General features: G+C 58.5%; 13 protein-coding genes and 1 tRNA gene. 5 read left to right on the forward strand and 9 right to left on the reverse strand.

Annotation, left to right across the window (positions count from 1 at the left end):
• Positions 1-36: 36 nt before the first annotated feature.
• Entirely contained in the window at positions 37-1,101 is a 1,065-nt protein-coding gene (locus BSF44_RS19170) for a tyrosine-type recombinase/integrase (RefSeq protein WP_095944851.1), read from the forward strand.
• Positions 1,102-2,121, forward strand: a complete 1,020-nt coding sequence (locus tag BSF44_RS19175; protein WP_095944852.1) for an SH3 domain-containing protein — start codon at positions 1,102-1,104, stop codon at positions 2,119-2,121.
• A gap of 116 nt (positions 2,122-2,237) precedes the next feature.
• Here BSF44_RS19175 and BSF44_RS19180 read toward each other — a convergent pair.
• The 5 genes from BSF44_RS19180 to rpsU form a co-directional block, all read right to left on the reverse strand.
• A tRNA-Ile gene (locus tag BSF44_RS19180) sits at positions 2,238-2,314 on the reverse strand.
• A 15-nt stretch (positions 2,315-2,329) separates the two neighbouring features.
• Positions 2,330-6,076, reverse strand: coding sequence for a bifunctional diguanylate cyclase/phosphodiesterase (locus BSF44_RS19185; protein WP_095944853.1), 3,747 nt, complete (start codon positions 6,074-6,076; stop codon positions 2,330-2,332).
• 123 nt (positions 6,077-6,199) lie between these two features.
• Positions 6,200-8,047 carry an RNA polymerase sigma factor RpoD gene (rpoD, locus tag BSF44_RS19190; protein WP_095944854.1) on the reverse strand — a complete coding sequence of 616 codons (1,848 nt, stop codon included), beginning with the start codon at positions 8,045-8,047 and terminating at the stop codon, positions 6,200-6,202.
• Between the two features lie 67 nt (positions 8,048-8,114).
• Positions 8,115-10,082, reverse strand: coding sequence for a DNA primase (gene dnaG, locus BSF44_RS19195; protein WP_008051597.1), 1,968 nt, complete (start codon positions 10,080-10,082; stop codon positions 8,115-8,117).
• Positions 10,083-10,563: 481 nt separating this feature from the next.
• Positions 10,564-10,779 carry a 30S ribosomal protein S21 gene (gene rpsU / locus BSF44_RS19200; RefSeq protein ID WP_002551877.1) on the reverse strand — a complete coding sequence of 72 codons (216 nt, stop codon included), beginning with the start codon at positions 10,777-10,779 and terminating at the stop codon, positions 10,564-10,566.
• A 199-nt stretch (positions 10,780-10,978) separates the two neighbouring features.
• Between rpsU and tsaD the strand changes: the two genes are divergently transcribed.
• A complete protein-coding gene (tsaD, locus tag BSF44_RS19205) occupies positions 10,979-12,004 on the forward strand; it encodes a tRNA (adenosine(37)-N6)-threonylcarbamoyltransferase complex transferase subunit TsaD (protein ID WP_095944855.1) in 1,026 nt (341 codons plus the stop codon).
• Between the two features lie 23 nt (positions 12,005-12,027).
• Here tsaD and plsY read toward each other — a convergent pair whose 3' ends face one another.
• Complete coding sequence (gene plsY, locus BSF44_RS19210; protein WP_008051600.1) at positions 12,028-12,597, reverse strand: glycerol-3-phosphate 1-O-acyltransferase PlsY; 570 nt, start codon at positions 12,595-12,597, stop codon at positions 12,028-12,030.
• A 74-nt stretch (positions 12,598-12,671) separates the two neighbouring features.
• On the opposite strand from plsY, the gene folB reads away from it, so the two are divergent.
• Together folB and folK are read left to right on the forward strand one after the other, a co-directional pair.
• Entirely contained in the window at positions 12,672-13,028 is a 357-nt protein-coding gene (folB, locus tag BSF44_RS19215) for a dihydroneopterin aldolase (RefSeq protein ID WP_008051601.1), read from the forward strand.
• Complete coding sequence (gene folK, locus BSF44_RS19220) at positions 13,019-13,537, forward strand: 2-amino-4-hydroxy-6-hydroxymethyldihydropteridine diphosphokinase (protein WP_095944856.1); 519 nt, start codon at positions 13,019-13,021, stop codon at positions 13,535-13,537. Before folB ends, folK begins: the two co-directional genes overlap by 10 nt.
• An 81-nt stretch (positions 13,538-13,618) precedes the next feature.
• On the opposite strand, the gene BSF44_RS19225 is transcribed toward folK, so the two are convergent.
• The 3 genes from BSF44_RS19225 to BSF44_RS19235 all read right to left on the reverse strand — a co-directional run bounded on the left by BSF44_RS19225 (position 13,619) and on the right by BSF44_RS19235 (position 17,742).
• Complete coding sequence (locus tag BSF44_RS19225) at positions 13,619-14,848, reverse strand: multifunctional CCA addition/repair protein (protein ID WP_095944857.1); 1,230 nt, start codon at positions 14,846-14,848, stop codon at positions 13,619-13,621.
• Between the two features lie 63 nt (positions 14,849-14,911).
• Positions 14,912-16,474 (reverse strand): SpoVR family protein, encoded by a 1,563-nt coding sequence (locus BSF44_RS19230; RefSeq protein WP_057713067.1) that lies wholly within the window; start codon positions 16,472-16,474, stop codon positions 14,912-14,914.
• Entirely contained in the window at positions 16,471-17,742 is a 1,272-nt protein-coding gene (locus tag BSF44_RS19235) for a YeaH/YhbH family protein (protein ID WP_008051610.1), read from the reverse strand. Before BSF44_RS19235 ends, BSF44_RS19230 begins: the two co-directional genes overlap by 4 nt.
• Positions 17,743-17,784: the final 42 nt, after the last annotated feature.

The raw sequence follows: 17,784 nt of genomic DNA on the forward strand, positions 1-17,784 counted from the left end.
TTCCGGAGGCGGGGCAGAGCTGGCCTGTGTAAGCCTGTGGCCATAAAGAAACTGGGGGACGGTCGCTACGAAGTGGATTGTCGTCCCGACGGGCGATACGGCGTTCGTACACGCAAGATATTTCCGACCAAAAACGAAGCACAGAAATATCACAACCGTGTGATGGGGGAGGGCGCTACCGGTGTGTTCGAGAAGGCCCCTAAACACGATACGCGCAAGCTATTGGATTTGGCTGAGCGTTGGTATGTAGTTCATGGGCGAAGTCTGAAAACGGGGGAGCAACGTCTGGCCCTACTGCGCAACATGATTGAACGCATGGGTAATCCCAAGGTTGCGACCTTCAGCGCCGCTGACTTTGCCCAGTACCGTGCAGAACGTGCCGAAGGGAAACACTCGCGGAAAACACCGGGTAGAGGTTTCGCCAAGGAGGGGAAGGATTCCAAACCCATCAGCGCAAATATGTTGAACCACGAACTGGCGTACTTGCGGGCAGTGTTCAATGAGCTGGGGCGTCTGGGGGAGTGGGAAGGAGACAACCCGCTGGCTAAGGTCCGAAAGCTTAAATTCGATGAAACCGAGATGGTCTACCTGTTGGCCGAACAGATCGAGGACCTGTTAGAGGATTTGTCACAGCGCGAATCTGACGCGGGGTTGATTGCTCAGGTGTGTTTGGCGACTGGAGCGAGATGGGGCGAAGCAGAGAGTTTGCAGGTTCGCCAGGTACGCCATGGCCTGATCCACTACAGCAAAACGAAGTCGAGCAAAAATCGCTCCGTGCCTATCGCTGAGGACCTTGAGAAACGGCTTAAAGGGAAGCTGCCATTCACACCGGCGTACAACACCTTTCGGCGCTCAGTTGAAACGATCGGTCTGGAATTGCCTGAAGGGCAAATGACCCATGTACTTAGGCATACTTTTGCCAGTCATTACATGATGAATGGTGGGGATATTCTGACGCTACAGCGAGCACTTGGGCATGCAACATTAGCTATGACCCAAAAATATGCGCATTTTAGTCCGAGGCATATGGTTGAGGTTGTAAGTCTTAATCCACTTGCCAAGCTTGATTCTAAATCAATAGTTTTAGACGGGGTAGTGTGAATGTCGGACGCTGAAGATCGCTTGAAAAAAATTAATGACGCGCTTCGTTATGTCGAAAGTGCATCAGGTTTTACGAGGTTTGGAAGGGCTGAACTTGAAGCTTGGCACTCAGCTATGGACGTATCTAAACATATATCTGCTTTTTTTCCAGTTACTGCGTCTGAATCGATAAAGCAATTGTTGAGCATTTCGTCCACTCAGAATCAGCACGTCTTGGAAGCTGCTCGCCAGATCTCTGAAGCGGTAAAGCAGGCTCAAGGACCACTTGTCCAGCTTGCAGCGTCGATAGCGCAGTCGCAGGGTGAGGCTGCGAAAGTCGCTGAGGCAATGCAGAGTGCCATGAATCCTGCGCTTCTAGCGTTTTCAAGCGGCAGTTACTGGTCAAAACTAAAAGAGCTTCAAGGGTTTAACTCTGGCTGGCTGGAGCAACAAAAGAGTTCGGTTCTATTTCAGTTTCTTTCTGCAGGTTCACTCGATGAAGCTGAAGCGTCGAATCTCTCTCGTGTGGAATTCGATGCAAACATAGTAGATTTCGCTGGGGGTGTCGGTGTAAGTGAATGGACTGAACCGGCCCTTGAGAATGAAATTGTAACTAGTTTAGAGGCGGGTAGCCGCGTATCTGACTTGTCCAGTAAGGCCCAAGAGTACCTGGTTAAATACTGGAAGTGGATGGTGACTATTCTTGTTTTTACATATTACGCAATCGATGTGTGTCAAAAAATAGAGTGGGTGGACTCGAAGCTTAGCGGAGTCACAGACTCAAGTCAGGTTCATCAGGTAGTTAAAGAGCTTCCTCATGAATACAAAGATTTGCTGTCGGAGCATCGTTTCATAATCAGGGAGGGTGCGATCCTGAGGTGTGAGCCAGACAAACGATCACGTGAGCTTGGGCGCTTGAAGCTTGGGACAAGAGTTGAAGTGCTTTCGGCAGACCACGATAGATGGATTCATGTGATTGTTGAGGTTTGCGAGGAGGAAACCGAAGGCTGGCTGTACCGTCCTAACACCATAGGTATTTGAAGATCTTCGGCCGGTGTGGACGATTTGTGGACGGTTCAAAAAATTACAGGTTCGATTGTTTAGATTTTTCTGACTGGCAGAAACACGAAAGCCGCGCATTGCGCGGCTTTCTTGTTTGGTGGGCCCACACGGACTTGAACCGTGGACCAAAGGATTATGAGTCCTCTGCTCTAACCAACTGAGCTATAGGCCCTCAGTAGGTCGCGGATTATAGCGACGGTTTGGCGACTGTGCTATCCGAAAAAGCCTTTACGGTTGTACGAAGAAATGTCGCGGCAAATTCGTCGGGGGGCAGGGGCAGGCTGACGATGTAGCCCTGGATTTGTTCACAGCCTTCGGCGGCGAGGAATTGCTGTTGTGCCCGGGTCTCGACCCCTTCGGCAATCACGGTGAATTGCATGCTGCGTCCGAGGGCGATGATGGCGCGGACGATGGCGGCGTCGTGGGGATCGTCCGGTAGACCGCGGACGAAGGACTGGTCGATCTTGAGGATGTCCAGCGGCAGGCGCTTGAGGTAACTCAAGGACGAGTAGCCGGTGCCGAAGTCGTCGATGGCCAGTTGCACGCCCAGTTGTTTGAGTTGATGCAGCACCGCCAGCGCTTCTTCGGCCTGGCTCATGATGAAGTTTTCGGTGATTTCCAGTTGCAGGAAGCCGGGGTTGAGGCCGTTGTCCTTGAGCAACTGTTCGATGCGGCCCAGCAGGTTGGGTTGGCGCAGTTGGGCGCCGGCCAGGTTGACCGACAGCGGGCCGGGACTGTCGTACAGCCGGTGCCATTCGGCCATCTGCCGGCAGGCGGTTTCCAGGACCCAGTCGCCGATTTGCAGGATCATGCCGTTTTCTTCGGCCAGCGGGATGAAGTGTTCCCGGGGCACGTCGCCAAAGGTCGGATGGTGCCAGCGGATCAGGGCTTCGGCGCCGACCAGGCTGTAGTCTTCGAGGCTGATTTTCGGTTGGTAGCACAGGTGCAACTCGTTGCGTTCGATGGCGCGGCGCAGTTCGTGTTCCAGTGCGACGCGTTCGCTGGCCTGGGCGGTGAGGTCGCGGGTGTAGCTTTCGACACGGTTGCGGCCCTTGGCCTTGGAGCGGTACATCGCGGCGTCGGCGTTCTTGATCAGTGTGGCAACGTCGCAGCCATCCTTCGGATAGAGGCTGGTGCCGATGCTGGCGCTGATGAAGAACTCGTGTTCGCCGGCCTGGAACGGTGCGGCGAAACAATTGAGCAGTTTGGTGGCGATGTGGTCGGCATCGCTGGATTGTTGCAGGCCCGGCAGCAGGATGATGAACTCGTCACCCCCCAGGCGCGCCACGGTGTCGATGTCACGCAGCTGCTCCTTGAGGCGTACGGCGATGCCCTTGAGCAGCAGGTCGCCGACCGGGTGGCCGAGGCTGTCGTTGATGTGCTTGAAGCGGTCGAGGTCGAGGAACAGCACCGCGCCCTGACCGCCGTTTTCCTGTTGGTTGTTGAGCGCCGTCAGCAGGCGGCTTTCGAACAGCGTGCGGTTCGGCAGGCCGGTCAGCGGGTCGTGGTGCGCCTGGTAGTCGAGTTTGGCCTGGGCATGCTTGAGGCTGGAAATGTCGGCGAACACCGCGACAAAGTGGGTGATGAACTTCTCCCGGTTGCGCACGGCACTGATGGTCAGCCAACTGGGGTACAGCTCGCCATTCTTGCGCCGGTTGGAAATCTCGCCTTGCCAGTGGCCTTCGGCGGTCAATTGGTGCCACATGGCCGCATAGAACGCGCTGTCATGCAGGCCCGAGGCGAGCAGGCGTGGCGTGTGGCCCAGGGCTTCACTTTCGCTGTAACCGGTGATTTCGGTGAACGCGCGGTTGACCGCGCTGATGTGCTGTTGGGTGTCGGTGATCAATACGCCTTCGGCGGTGCTTTCGAACACGGTGGCGGCCTGTTGCAGTTTTTCCTGCATCAGGTGCCGCTCGGTGATGTCCCGGGCGATGGTCAGCATGCAGTCTTCATCGCCAATCGGCAGCGGACGGCTGGACACTTCACAGAGGCGGATCTGCCCGTCGCTGCGGCGGATATGGCAGCTGAAGTCGCGGACAAAGCCGTCGCGGTGCAGCAGGTCGAGCATTTGCTTGCGTTCATTGAGGTTGACCCAGATCCCCAGGTCCAGCGCCGAACGATCCACCGACATGGCGCTGTTGAAGCCGGTGATGCGGCTGAAACCGTCGTTGACCTCCAACAGCAAGCCATCGCTTTGTCGCGACAGCAGCAAGCCGTCGGGGGAAGCATGGAAGGCCTTGGCGAATTTTTCTTCGGACGTTTGCAGCTGTTGCTGGGTTTCCTTGAGTTGGGTGATGTCCCGCACCACGACCACCAGCGCCGGTGTCATGTCGAGGTCGAACGGTTCGGCAGAAATCAGGCCGGTAAACACTTGGCCGTTGCTGCGACGAAAGGGCATTTCCAGGTTGCGGATGCTGCCGGCCTGCAAGCGTTGCAGCAGGCCCGGCCCGACACCGGGGATCCCCCAGATGTTCAGGTTGGTGGCGGTCTGGCCAATGACCTCCTCGGCCTTGAGGCCGATCTGCTCTTCGAACGCTTCGTTGACTTCCAGCAGGCAACCGTCGCTCAGGCGCGCGATTACCAGAATGTCCGGGCATTGCTGGAACACGGAAGCGAATTTCTGCTCCGACAGGCGCAGTGCTTCTTCGGTGCGCTTGGCGTCGGTGATGTCGATCATCAACCCGCGCAACACCGGTTCATGCCCGTGTTCGATCAGGCTGACAATGTCGCGCACCCACAGGCAGCGGCCGTCGGCGGTGATCACCCGGTAATCGAGGCGGTGGTCGCGCCCGGCCAGCACTTCGTGGTCGCAGAAGGTCTGGGCGCGGGTCAGGTCGGCGGGGTGAATGATGTTGCGCCAGAAGCCCGGAATCAGCCAATGGGACAGGGGATAACCGAGAAGGTCTTCGGCGTGGGGCGATACGTAGCTGTAGGTGAAGTCGGTGACTTTTGCTTCCCAGGCGATGGCCGACAGGCTCTCCACCAGGCCACGGTAGTGGTATTCGCTGCTGCGCAGTTCCTGTTCAAGGTCTACCCGGCGGGCAATTTCCGAGCTCAAGCGGCGGTTGATGCGGATAACCACCGCCAGCACGACAGTCAGCAGCAGCAATCCGGGCAGGCCATACACCAGCAGGTCGTTCCAGAAAGTTCGATGATCGAGGACGTTGCCGACCCAATGCTCCTGGATGGCGCTGATTTCTGCGGGGCTCATGTCCGCCAGGACTTTATCGAGAATGCCGGCCAGCACCTTGTTGTCGCGGGGCACACCCATGGCCAGTTGATAGCGATAGGGCGTTTCACCGCTGACATACAACCCATCGAGCTTGAGTTGGCGCAGGCTCCAGACGCTGGAAGCCAGATCGCCTACCACGGCGTCCACTTCGTCGGTGGCCAGCGCCTGCAGAGCCGAACTGACGTTGGGCATCGCCACCAGATTCAAGTCGGGGTGGTGGCTGCGCAGCAGTTCGTGGGGGGCGTAGTTTTCCACCACGGCGATTTTCAGGCCGTACAGGTCTTTCAGATTATGTGGCTGGGGACCCCCGACATGGGCCAGGATGACAATCGGAAAATCCAGATAAGGACGGGTGAACGACAGGTATCTCTGGCGTTCCGGGGTCGACATGATGCCCGGCAGCAGGTCCAGTTTGCCCTTTTTGGCCTGTTCCAGGACGGCGGTCCAACTCACCGGCTCGATGGGCGTGAGTCGGGTTGCCAGCCTTTTGCGGATGACCTCGATGTAATCCGCGGCAAGGCCCTGGTAGCGGCCCTCATCGTCACGAAACTCGAAGGGCGGCCACGACGCATCGACACCCAGGCGCAATTCCGGGTGAGCCGCCAGCCAGCTACGTTCTTCGTCGGTTAGAGTCAGCGCGCCAGCCGTTGCGGTCCAGGTCATCAGCGACAGCAAAAAAAGCACGGTCGGCAGTCTGGGCATAACGGTCTCGTTATGGCTCTGGGGATGTTTCGAGTGTAGACGGGCTACGGGGCGGAGGGTGGGGTGCGGAGATATTAATCTGCCATAAAACAAAACCCCCGGCCTGGGCCGGGGGGTCTGGTATCACTCGTCGAGGAAGGAGCGCAGATGCTCGCTTCTCGTCGGGTGGCGCAGCTTGCGCAGCGCCTTGGCTTCGATCTGACGAATCCGCTCACGGGTCACGTCGAACTGCTTACCAACCTCTTCGAGAGTGTGGTCGGTATTCATGTCGATACCGAAGCGCATGCGCAGTACCTTGGCTTCACGGGCAGTGAGGCCGGACAGCACTTCGCGAGTCGCTTCCTTAAGGCTCTCAACGGTTGCAACATCGATTGGCGACTGCATGGTCGAGTCTTCGATGAAGTCACCCAGATGGGAGTCTTCGTCATCACCGATCGGGGTTTCCATGGAGATCGGCTCTTTAGCGATCTTCAATACCTTGCGGATCTTGTCCTCAGGCATTTCCATGCGTTCGCCCAGCTCTTCCGGGGTCGGTTCGCGACCCATTTCCTGCAGCATCTGGCGGGAAATGCGGTTGAGCTTGTTGATCGTCTCGATCATGTGCACCGGAATACGGATGGTGCGGGCCTGGTCGGCGATCGAGCGAGTGATCGCCTGACGGATCCACCAGGTGGCATAAGTCGAGAACTTGTAGCCGCGACGGTATTCGAACTTGTCTACCGCTTTCATCAAGCCGATGTTGCCTTCCTGGATCAGATCGAGGAATTGCAGGCCACGGTTGGTGTACTTCTTGGCGATCGAGATCACCAGACGCAAGTTGGCTTCAACCATCTCTTTCTTCGCGCGGCGGGCCTTGGCCTCACCGATCGACATGCGACGGTTGATGTCCTTGATTTCAGCGATGGTCAAACCGGTTTCGGTTTCCAGCGCGGTCAGCTTCTGCTGGCAACGGATGATGTCCGGCTGCAGACGACCAATGGCTTCAGCGTACTTGCCTTTGCCTTTGGCCAGGGCGTCACTCCAGCTTTCGTCGACTTCGTTGCCCGGGAACTGGCGCAGGAAGTCGGCACGCGGCATGCGTGCATCACGAACGCAGAGCTGCATGATTGCGCGCTCTTGCTGACGCAGGCGATCCAGGGCACTGCGAACACGCTCGACCAGGCCTTCGAATTGCTTCGGCACCAGTTTGATCGGCATGAACAGTTCGGCCAGGGCCAACAACTCGGCAATCGTTGCCTTATTGTTGCGACCGTGCTTTTTCAGCGCCTTGCGGGTGATTTCCATCTGATCGGCCACAGCGCCAAAGCGCTGTGCGGCGATGATTGGATCCGGACCGCTTTCGGCTTCTTCCTCGTCATCCGAGGCTTCGGCTTCGTCGTCGTCGGAATCGTCATCCGCCTTGACGGCTTTCGCGTCAATCGGCGGCGGCACTTCTGCCGCAGGCGGCGCAATGCCGTCGTCCGGGTCGATATAACCGCTCAGGACGTCGGACAGGCGGCCACCTTCGGTGGTGACGCGGGTGTACTCGGAGAGAATATGATCAACCGTGCCTGGGAAGTGCGCGATTGCGCTCATCACCTCACGGATGCCCTCTTCAATACGTTTGGCGATTTCGATTTCGCCTTCACGCGTGAGGAGCTCCACCGTACCCATTTCGCGCATATACATGCGCACCGGGTCGGTAGTGCGACCAATGTCGGTCTCGACCGCAGCCAACGCTGCAGCGGCCTCTTCGGCTGCGGCTTCGTCGGTATCGGCGTCGGCCAGCATAAGGGAATCCTTATCTGGCGCAACCTCGAATACGTTGATCCCCATGTCATTGATCATGCGGATGATGTCTTCCACCTGTTCCGGATCTGAAATATCCTCCGGCAGGTGGTCGTTGACCTCCGCGTAAGTCAGGTAGCCCTGCTCACGACCAAGGGTGATCAACTCTTTGATACGAGACTGCTGTTGCGCTTTTCCGGACATAACACCCTATCCACTGAAGGTCTTGGCGGGCAAAAAACAAGCCGAGGATTATACCTGAGCTATGACCTCACGCGCCAGTTGAGGTCGGGTTTGATGCGGAAACATTGCGACTCAAGAGGTCGCGCAGTTGATTTTTCTCTTCGCTGGTCAATTCGCTTTGACGCGCTTTTCGCAGAAGTTGTTCCAGATTTCGCTCGCGTTGGCGGGCTGACAAGCTAGTAATGGTGTCGAAAAACTGTTGTTCAAGGTTATCTCCATCAATCAGCCATTCCTTTTCCGCCAGGGCCTTGAGCAAGCGGCCTTGTTCTGTGCCGTGCCAACGCGCAATCAGTTGAATTGAGTTTAGCTTGGGATTCTTCTGCACAGCTTCGAGCAGCGCCACCAGCAATTGCGTGTTGGTGTGATCCTCGGCGGCGAAGTGCCCGGCATCCTCGACTTTTTCGGCCAGTTGCGGGTGATGCAGCAACGTGCGCAAGGCGGCGAGGGTTGGCGGTTCTACGGCGGCGGGCACCCGTGGCGCGCGGGGTTGATCGCGATCACCGCCCCGTTTGCCATTCTTGTCCCACGGTTTCTTGTCCCATTTCTTGCCTCCTGCACCGGGTTTCTTCGGCGTCCATTCCTGCTGCGGCACATACATTTCCTGTGCCTGCGGCTGATGATAGTCGCTGTAATCGGGCATCGCGTCGTAATCGATGCCCGGGTCGTAGGCCGGCGGCGCTTCTTGCGGGGCGCTTTGTGCCAATTGACTCACCGCTTCGCCGCTCAGGCCGGTGATTTCGCTCAGGCGCTGACGCATCAGGGTGCGCAGGTTGGCGCCCGGGACTTTGTCGATCAACGGCGCGGCGAGGGTGGCCATGTGGGCCTTGCCCTCAAGCGACCGTGGGTCGGCTTCTTCCGTCAGTTGCTGGAAGAAGTAATCGGCCAGTGGCTGCGCGTGCTGGTTGATCCGTGCGCGGAAGGCATCGGTGCCTTCGGAGCGGACCAGGGTGTCCGGGTCCTCGCCTTCGGGCAAGAACAGGAAGCGTGCGCGACGACCGTCCTGCAGGCTCGAAAGTGTCGCCTCCAGTGCCCGCCATGCCGCATTGCGGCCGGCCTGGTCGCCGTCGAAGCAGAATAGTACGCTGGGAACGACGCGAAACAGTCGCTTGAGGTGTTCCTCGCTGGTGGCGGTGCCCAGGGTCGCGACGGCATTGCGCAGGCCTTGCTGGGCCAGGGCAATGACGTCCATGTAGCCCTCGACGACGATGATCTCGTCGAGGTTGCGGTTGGTCTTGCGCGCTTCGTACAGGCCGTAGAGTTCCTGGCCTTTATGGAAAACCGGGGTTTCCGGGGAGTTCAGGTACTTCGGCTTGTCGTCGCCCAATACCCGGCCGCCGAAGGCGATGACGCGCCCGCGACTGTCGCGGATCGGAAACATCACGCGGTCGCGGAAGCGGTCGTAACGTTTACCGCTTTCGGCGTTTTCGATCAGCAGGCCGGCATCGATCATGGCTTTTTGTTGCAGGGTATCGCTGCTCAGGTGCTTGAACAGGTTGTCCCAGCCAGGTGGGGCAAAACCCAGGCCGAAGTCCCGGGCGATTTCGCCGGTCAGCCCGCGACCTTTCAGGTATTCCACCGCGGCCTTGCGCGATGGATGGCTTTTCAGGGCCTGGCGATAAAAGTCGGCAGCGGCGCTCAGTAGCGGATACAGCGGCGAATCGGTCGGCTGGCGCGGTTTGTGCGGGCGACCGCTTTCTTCGCGGGGGATTTCCATGCCGGCGGCTTTGGCCAGTTCTTCGACAGCCTGGACGAAATCCAGGTTGTCGTGGTCCATGATGAAGCCGAGGGCGTTGCCGCCAGCGCCGCAGCCGAAGCAGTAATAGAACTGCTTGTCGGGGCTGACGCTGAACGACGGAGTCTTTTCCTTGTGGAACGGGCAGCAGGCAGTGTGGTTCTTGCCGGCCTTTTTCAATTGCAGGCGCGAGCTGACCACATCGACGATGTCGGTGCGGTTCAGAAGGTCGTCAATGAAGCTCTGGGGAATTAGCCCGGCCATGGCGTTCTCGTCATCTGCGCTGAAAAGGGGTCCGAAACGTACGGCGGCCGAACGCGGTCATTGTTTGAGGCGCGCAAAGTGTGCGGCTCGACCGGTGTCGTCTGCGTAATCGCTGTCGGGAAGTGTATCTGCCGAAAATCCACTGACGTTAATGCCAATCAGTATTCGACTGTTTGAATGTGTTGCGCTGAATCCGCAGCGGCCAATCATCGGCCCCGGATAGCTCATCATCTGGCACGCAAGCAGGTGCCTTGGGCTGATCGTCGTGAGAGGAATCAGTGGGTGTGCTCGTCAGTAGCCTTGAAAGGCTCGTCAGAAAAGACGTGCACCGCTGGCAAAAGAGCCAGGTCTGACGCGATGAAGCAGATTTGTCTCGGTCGCGTCTGCGGCTTTGACAGTGAAGCATCAAGCGTTTTACGCAAATGCCATAAGCCCGGCTGAGGGCCGGGCTTGGCAGAAGCTTGCTACGATCGTCTGTGTATTAGTACAGACGAACGGCGCGGCGCTGTTCGCGCTGAACTTTCTTGGCGTGACGCTTAACAGCGGCTGCTGCTTTGCGCTTACGCTCAGAAGTTGGCTTCTCGTAAAATTCGCGGCTACGAACTTCAGCCAGTACACCGGCTTTTTCGCAGGAGCGCTTGAAACGACGCAGAGCTACGTCGAAGGGTTCGTTCTCTTTTACTTTGACGGCTGGCATCCAGAGCTACCTTCATTCATTACCGGGGTCAACATCCTCGCGGCAAAAGAGCACTTGAAGACGTCGGTTTTTAAGGGTTGCGGATGTTAACCCCTCATCGCTCGGAATGCAAAGCCTCTGATCGAAAACCGCTGGTCGGGGCATCACGCGACGACTATTATGCGCGCCTTCGAATTCAGCCTAAACAAGGCGCAAACCCATGCTAGTACTGGGATTAGAAACCTCCTGCGACGAAACCGGTGTCGCATTGTATGACAGTGAGCGCGGTCTGCTGGCCGATGCGCTGTTCAGTCAGATCGACCTGCACCGCGCCTATGGTGGCGTGGTGCCGGAGCTGGCTTCGCGCGATCACGTCAAACGCATGCTGCCCTTGATTCGTCAGGTGTTGGCCGAGGCCGACTGCGTGCCGACCGAGATCGACGCGATCGCCTACACCGCGGGTCCTGGCCTGGTCGGTGCCTTGTTGGTAGGGGCTTCCTGCGCTCAGGCGCTGGCCTTTGCCTGGGGTATTGCGGCCCTCGGCGTGCATCACATGGAAGGCCACTTGCTGGCGCCGATGCTGGAGTCGCAACCGCCGGAGTTTCCGTTCGTCGCTTTGTTGGTGTCGGGTGGTCATACGCAACTGGTTCAGGTCGACGGAATCGGCCAGTACACGCTTCTGGGTGAGACCCTGGATGACGCCGCCGGCGAGGCCTTCGACAAAACGGCCAAGATGATGGGGCTCAATTATCCGGGTGGGCCTGAGATTGCTCGCCTTGCAGAGCAGGGCGTTGCAGGGCGTTTCGTCTTCCCGCGGCCGATGTGCGACCGCCCGGGCCTGGATTTCAGCTTCAGTGGCCTGAAAACCTTTGCGTTGAACACCTGGCAGCAGTGCGTCAGCGCCGGAGACGACGGCGAGCAAGCCCGTTGCGACATCTCGCTGGCGTTCCAGCAGGCCGTGGTGGAGACTTTGACCATCAAGTGCAAGCGTGCCCTGAAGGCCGCCGGCATGAAGCGCCTGGTGATTGCTGGAGGCGTCAGTGCCAACAAGGCGTTGCGCGCGTCCCTCGAAAAAATGCTCGGCGACATGAAGGGCGACGTGTTTTATGCGCGTCCTGAGTTCTGCACCGATAATGGCGCAATGATCGCGTTCGCCGGTTGCCAGCGCTTGCAGGCCGGTCAGCAGGAAAGCCTGGCAATCAGCGTGCAGGCGCGTTGGCCGATGGAGCAGTTGTCGGCGCTTTGATGAGTGGTGCTTGTGTCCGGCCGCTAAAAATGCCGTTCGCGGCCGGCAAACAGGTCGCGTAGATTGCCGCGATGACGCCAGACGATCAGCCCGGTGAGCGCGCTCATGGGTAGCAGGGCGGCCGGTTCTTGCCAGGCCAGCAACGGCAGGGTCAGCGGTGTGGCGATGAGGGCGGCCAGGGAGCTGGTGCGGGTCAGGTAGAACGTCAAGAGCCAGGCGCAGACCGCCAGAAGGGCTGCGGGCGGGTAGAGTCCCAGCAACATGCCGGCAGCGGTGGCGACACCCTTGCCGCCGCGAAAGCGAAAGTACAACGGAAACAGATGGCCGATGACGGCATAAACGCCGATCCAGGCCTGTTCCTGCTGCGAAAGGCCCGCAAGACGCGCAATCAGTACCGGCAGCAGGCCTTTGCAAAGGTCGCCGAGCAGGGTCAGGATAGCGAGTTTCTTGCCGGCCAGGCGCAACATGTTGGTGGCACCGGCATTGCCCGAGCCACTCATTCGCGGATCGGGGTTACCGGTCAGGCGGCTGAGCAAAATGGCAAAGGACAGAGAGCCGAGCAGGTAGGCGAGGATCGCCAATAACCAAAACATGCTAACTATTCCGGGCGAGGACGCCCTGATTCTAACGGCGCATTGCGCCCTTGTCGTGTAGCGGAGAGAAGTGCTTGGACAGAGTGTTTATCGAGGGCCTGGAAGTCGACACGGTGATTGGTGCCTACGACTGGGAACGAGGCATCCGACAGTGCTTGCGTCTTGATCTGAGCTTCGCCTGGGATAATCGCCCGGCCGCAGCCGGTGATGACCTGACCCTGGCGCTCGACTACGCCAGTGTTTCCTCACGCATCCAGGCGTTTGCCGAGCAGGCGCAATTCCAGCTGGTGGAAACCTTTGCAGAGCGCCTGGTTGAAGTGCTGATGAGCGAATTCAAGATCACCTGGATGCGCCTGAAGCTGACCAAGCCCGGCGCCGTGCCGGCTGCCACCGGCGGTGTGGGCGTGGAGATCGAGCGCGGATGTCGCTGACTCAGGTGTACCTCGGGCTCGGTAGCAATATCGAGCGTGAAACCCATTTGCGGGCGGGGCTCGATGCTTTGGCGGCGTTCCTGGTCGATATCCGCTGTTCGGCGGTGTTCGAAAGCCAGCCGGTGGGCATCAAGAGCGGGCCGTTTTTCAATTTCGTGGTGTCGGCGTATACCGATCTGCCACTGATTGAGCTTGATCGTCGTCTGAAGTTCATTGAGGCTGATAACGGTCGTTACGCACCGGATCGCCGAGGTTTGCCACTGGATATCGACGTGTTGTTGTTCGGTGACCTGATGGGCAACTTCGATGGCCTGATCTTGCCGCGGGCAGAAATTCTGAAAAATGCGTTCGTTCTGTGGCCGTTGTCGTTGATAGCGCCGGATCGCGTGCACCCGGGCGCAGGCAAGAGTTTTGCGACCTTGTGGGCTCAAGCGCAAATTGATCAAGTGTTGGCGCCAGTGGCTTTCGAATGGCGCGGTGAGCAGCTGACGCCTTCAGATTTGTTGTGACCTTACTGACGTCTTCGCGAGCGGGCTTGCTCCCACAGGGTTAGCGTAAGTCTGTGGGAGCGAACCTGCTCGCGAAGCTTTTCAGGTCGACGCGGTCTCTTTGTAGGCTTTCAAGGCTTTTAGCCGCTCACGCTTGATCGCCTCCCCCAGATCCGGCCCCTTGAAGCCTTTCTCCAGCAATGGCTGGACCACCACACTACGAGCGGCAGTCGCTGCACCGCGCAAATAATCCGCCTGTGGATAACTTCGTTCTTCCAGCCCTTTGCGCCCACGCGCATCCATCTCACATGCCGCGATGAACTCCTCGAACCGCTGTGGCCGACGGTAAATGTCGAAGCTTTGCAGCAGTTCCAGCAATGTCGATGGCTTCAGCTCAAGGGCGCGATGCCCATGGGTGTGATATTCGCCCACCAGCAGCGCCAGTTCCTGGCAGTCCCTCGGCACCTTGAAGCGTTCATTGACTGCTTTGATCAGCTTCAGGCCCTTGAACTCGTGGGCAATGTGTCGCGGCCATTCTTCCTCTGGCGTCAGGCCCTTGCCCAGGTCGTGCAGCAGGCACGCCCAGCGCACGGTCAGTGGCTGTTTATGTATTGCGGCTTGCTGCAGCACGCTCAGGGTATGTGCGCCTGTATCGATTTCCGGGTGGTGGGCGGGTGGTTGCGGTACGCCAAACAGCGCGTCGACTTCGGGCATCAGCACCTTGAGTGCGTCGCATGCGCGTAGAACCTCAACAAACACCTGTGGCTGATCTTCCATCAGGGCGCGGGAGATTTCCTTCCAGCTGCGCTCCGGCGTCAGTGCTTCAAGCTCGCCTGACTCGCTGAGTTGGCGCATCAGTGCCAGTGTTTCCGGGGCAACGGTAAAGCCCAGGGTCGCATAGCGCGCCGCGAAGCGGGCAACACGCAGGACCCGGAGCGGATCTTCGGCAAATGCCGGGGAAACGTGGCGAAGCAGGCGCGCTTCGAGATCGCGCTGGCCGTGGTACGGGTCGGTCAGGTTCTGCTGATCGTCCTCGGCCATGGCATTGATGGTCAGGTCGCGACGGATCAGGTCTTCTTCGAGGGTGACTTCGGGGCTGGCGTGAAAAGTGAACCCGCCGTAACCGCGTCCGCTTTTGCGCTCGGTGCGGGCGAGGGCGTATTCCTCACCGCTTTTTGGGTGTAGGAACACCGGGAAATCCGCGCCCACCGGGCGAAAGCCCTTGGCGAGCATCTCTTCGGTGGTGGCGCCAACCACGACCCAGTCGATATCGGTAACCGGTTTGCCCAGCAGGCGATCACGTACCGCGCCGCCGACTTTATAAATACGCATAAAAAACCTCCGTTAGCTCGACAGGATAACCGTTGCATCGAGCTTTCGGAGGCACAAACGGTATCAAAGATGGATGACGGCCAAGTCCAGGCGTCCGTAATCACCTTCGCTGTGCTCGCTTCTGGGCGGCACATGGTGGGTTTTCATGACCTGATCGCCTTGCAGGGTTTCCAGGTGAATGTCGAAGCCCCAGAGGCGGTGCAGGTGTTTGAGCACTTCTTCAGTCGAGTCCCCCAGTGGTTTGCGGTCGTGCTGCTGGTGGCGCAGGGTCAGGGAGCGGTCGCCACGGCGGTCGATGCTGTAGATCTGCACGTTGGGCTCGCGATTGCCCAGGTTGTACTGTGCCGCGAGGGTTTCACGGATGATGCGGTAGCCACCTTCGTCGTGAATGGCGGGCACCAGCAGGTCGTCCTTCTGGTCGTCATCGAGAATGCTGAACAGCTTCAGGTCGCGGATCACCTTGGGCGACAGGTACTGCAGGATGAAGCTTTCATCCTTGAAGCTGCTCATGGCGAACTTGATGGCTGCCAGCCAATCGGTACCGGCAATGTCCGGGAACCAGCGGCGATCTTCTTCCGTGGGTTCTTCACACATGCGACGGATGTCGCGGTACATGGCAAACCCCAGGGCGTAGGGGTTGATGCCGCTGTAGTAGGGGCTATCGAAGCCAGGCTGGAACACCACGCTGGTGTGGGACGTCAGGAACTCCATCATGAAGCCGTCGGTGACCAGGCCTTCGTCGTACAGGTCGTTCATCAGGGTGTAGTGCCAGAACGTGGCCCAACCCTCGTTCATCACTTGGGTCTGACGCTGTGGATAAAAGTACTGGGCGATCTTGCGCACGATACGTACGATTTCCCGCTGCCATGGTTCCAGCAGCGGCGCGTGTTTTTCGATGAAGTACAGGATGTTTTCCTGAGGTTCGGCGGGGAAGCGTGCGTTGTCCTTGTCGCTGTATTTGTCCGCGCCCTTGGGAATGGTGCGCCACAGATCGTTGATCTGTTTCTGTAAATGTTCTTCCCGGTCCTTTTGCCGGCGACGTTCTTCTTCCGCAGAGATCGGATAAGGGCGTTTGTAACGGTCGACACCATAGTTCATCAGTGCATGGCAGGAGTCGAGCAGGTCCTCGACCGCGTCGATGCCGTGGCGTTCTTCGCACTGCATGATGTACTGCTTGGCAAACACCAGGTAATCGATGATCGAACTGGCGTCGGTCCAGGTGCGGAACAGGTAGTTGCCTTTGAAAAAGCTGTTGTGCCCGTAGCACGCATGGGCCACCACCAGCGCCTGCATGCAGATGGTGTTTTCTTCCATCAGGTAGGCGATGCAGGGGTCGGAGTTGATCACGATCTCGTACGCCAGCCCCATCTGGCCGCGGGTGTAGGACTTTTCTGTGCTGAGGAAGTGCTTGCCGTAGGACCAGTGGTGATAACCCAGTGGCATACCGACCGAGGCGTAGGCGTCCATCATCTGTTCGGCGGTGATCACTTCGATCTGATTGGGATACGTATCGAGGGCGTAACCGGCCGCAATACGACTGATTTCACGGTCGTAGGCCTGGATCAGCTCGAACGTCCATTCGGAGCCGGTGGAAATGGGTTGGCGTTTCTGCTCTTTGGCGGTCATGTCACTAACCTGCGCTGGAAGAGTTCACGGAAGACCGGATAGATATCCCCGGCCGAGACCAGTTGTTGCTGGGCAAATGTGTCGGAAAAGGCTTCGGCGATGCGCTCGTACTCGAACCACAGGGCCTGGTGTTCGCGCGGGGTGATCTCAACGTAAGTGTAGTACTGCACGAATGGCATGATCTGGTTGATCAGGATGTCGCGGCAGATCGGGGAGTCGTCGTTCCAGTTGTCACCGTCGGAGGCCTGGGCGGCGTAGATGTTCCACTCGTTGCTCGGATAGCGCTCGGCCATGATCTCCTGCATCAGTTTCAAGGCGCTGGAGACGATGGTGCCGCCGGTTTCCCGGGAGTAGAAAAACTCCTCTTCATCCACTTCGCGGGCGCTGGTGTGATGGCGGATGAATACGACGTCGATCTTTTCGTAGTTACGCTTGAGAAACAGGTACAGCAGGATAAAGAAGCGCTTGGCGATGTCCTTGGTCGCCTGGGTCATCGAGCCGGACACGTCCATCAGGCAGAACATCACGGCCTTGGAGCTGGGGTTGGGTTGTTTGATCAGCAGGTTGTACTTGAGGTCGAATGTGTCGAGAAACGGCACGCGGTGAATGCGCGCGCTGAGTTTTTCGATTTCCGCTTCAATTTCCTGAATATCGCCGAAGTTGTCTGGTTCTTCCTGCTTGAGTCGCAGGAGTTCTTCCTTGGCTTCGCGCAGTTTTGCCCGACTGCTGCCGGACAGGGCGATTCGCCGGGCGTGGGCTGAGCGCAAGGTGCGGATGATGTTGATCCGCGACGGGTTGCCCTCGTTGCTGATCCCGGCCCGCACGGTCTTGAAGGTGTCCGTGCCGGTCAGGTTGCGTTTGACCAGGTTGGGCAGCTCGAGATCCTCGAACATGAATTCGAGGAACTCTTCCTGAGTGATCTGGAAGACGAATTCGTCCATCCCCTCGCCGGAATTACCGGCCTTGCCAGGGCCCCGGCCGCCACCGCCTCCCGGTGGACGGGCGATATGTTCGCCGCTGGTGAATTCCTTGTTGCCCGGGTGCACGACCGTCTGCTTGCCACCGCGACCGTGGTGAAGCACCGGCTCGTCGATGTCGCGGCCGGGAATGCTGATTTGTTCGCCGTGTTCCATATCGGTAATGGAGCGCCGGCTGACCGCCTCTTCGACAGCCTTTTTGATGTGATCACGGTACCGCCGCAGAAACCGCTGGCGGTTCACCGTGCTCTTGTTCTTGCCATTGAGACGTCGGTCGATCACATAGCTCATGACTGCTCCTTAGAAGCTGTCCTGAAAGGGGCGAGCGGTGAT

This window comes from Pseudomonas sp. ACN8 (assembly GCF_002303925.1).
Taxonomy (GTDB): Bacteria; Pseudomonadota; Gammaproteobacteria; order Pseudomonadales; family Pseudomonadaceae; genus Aquipseudomonas.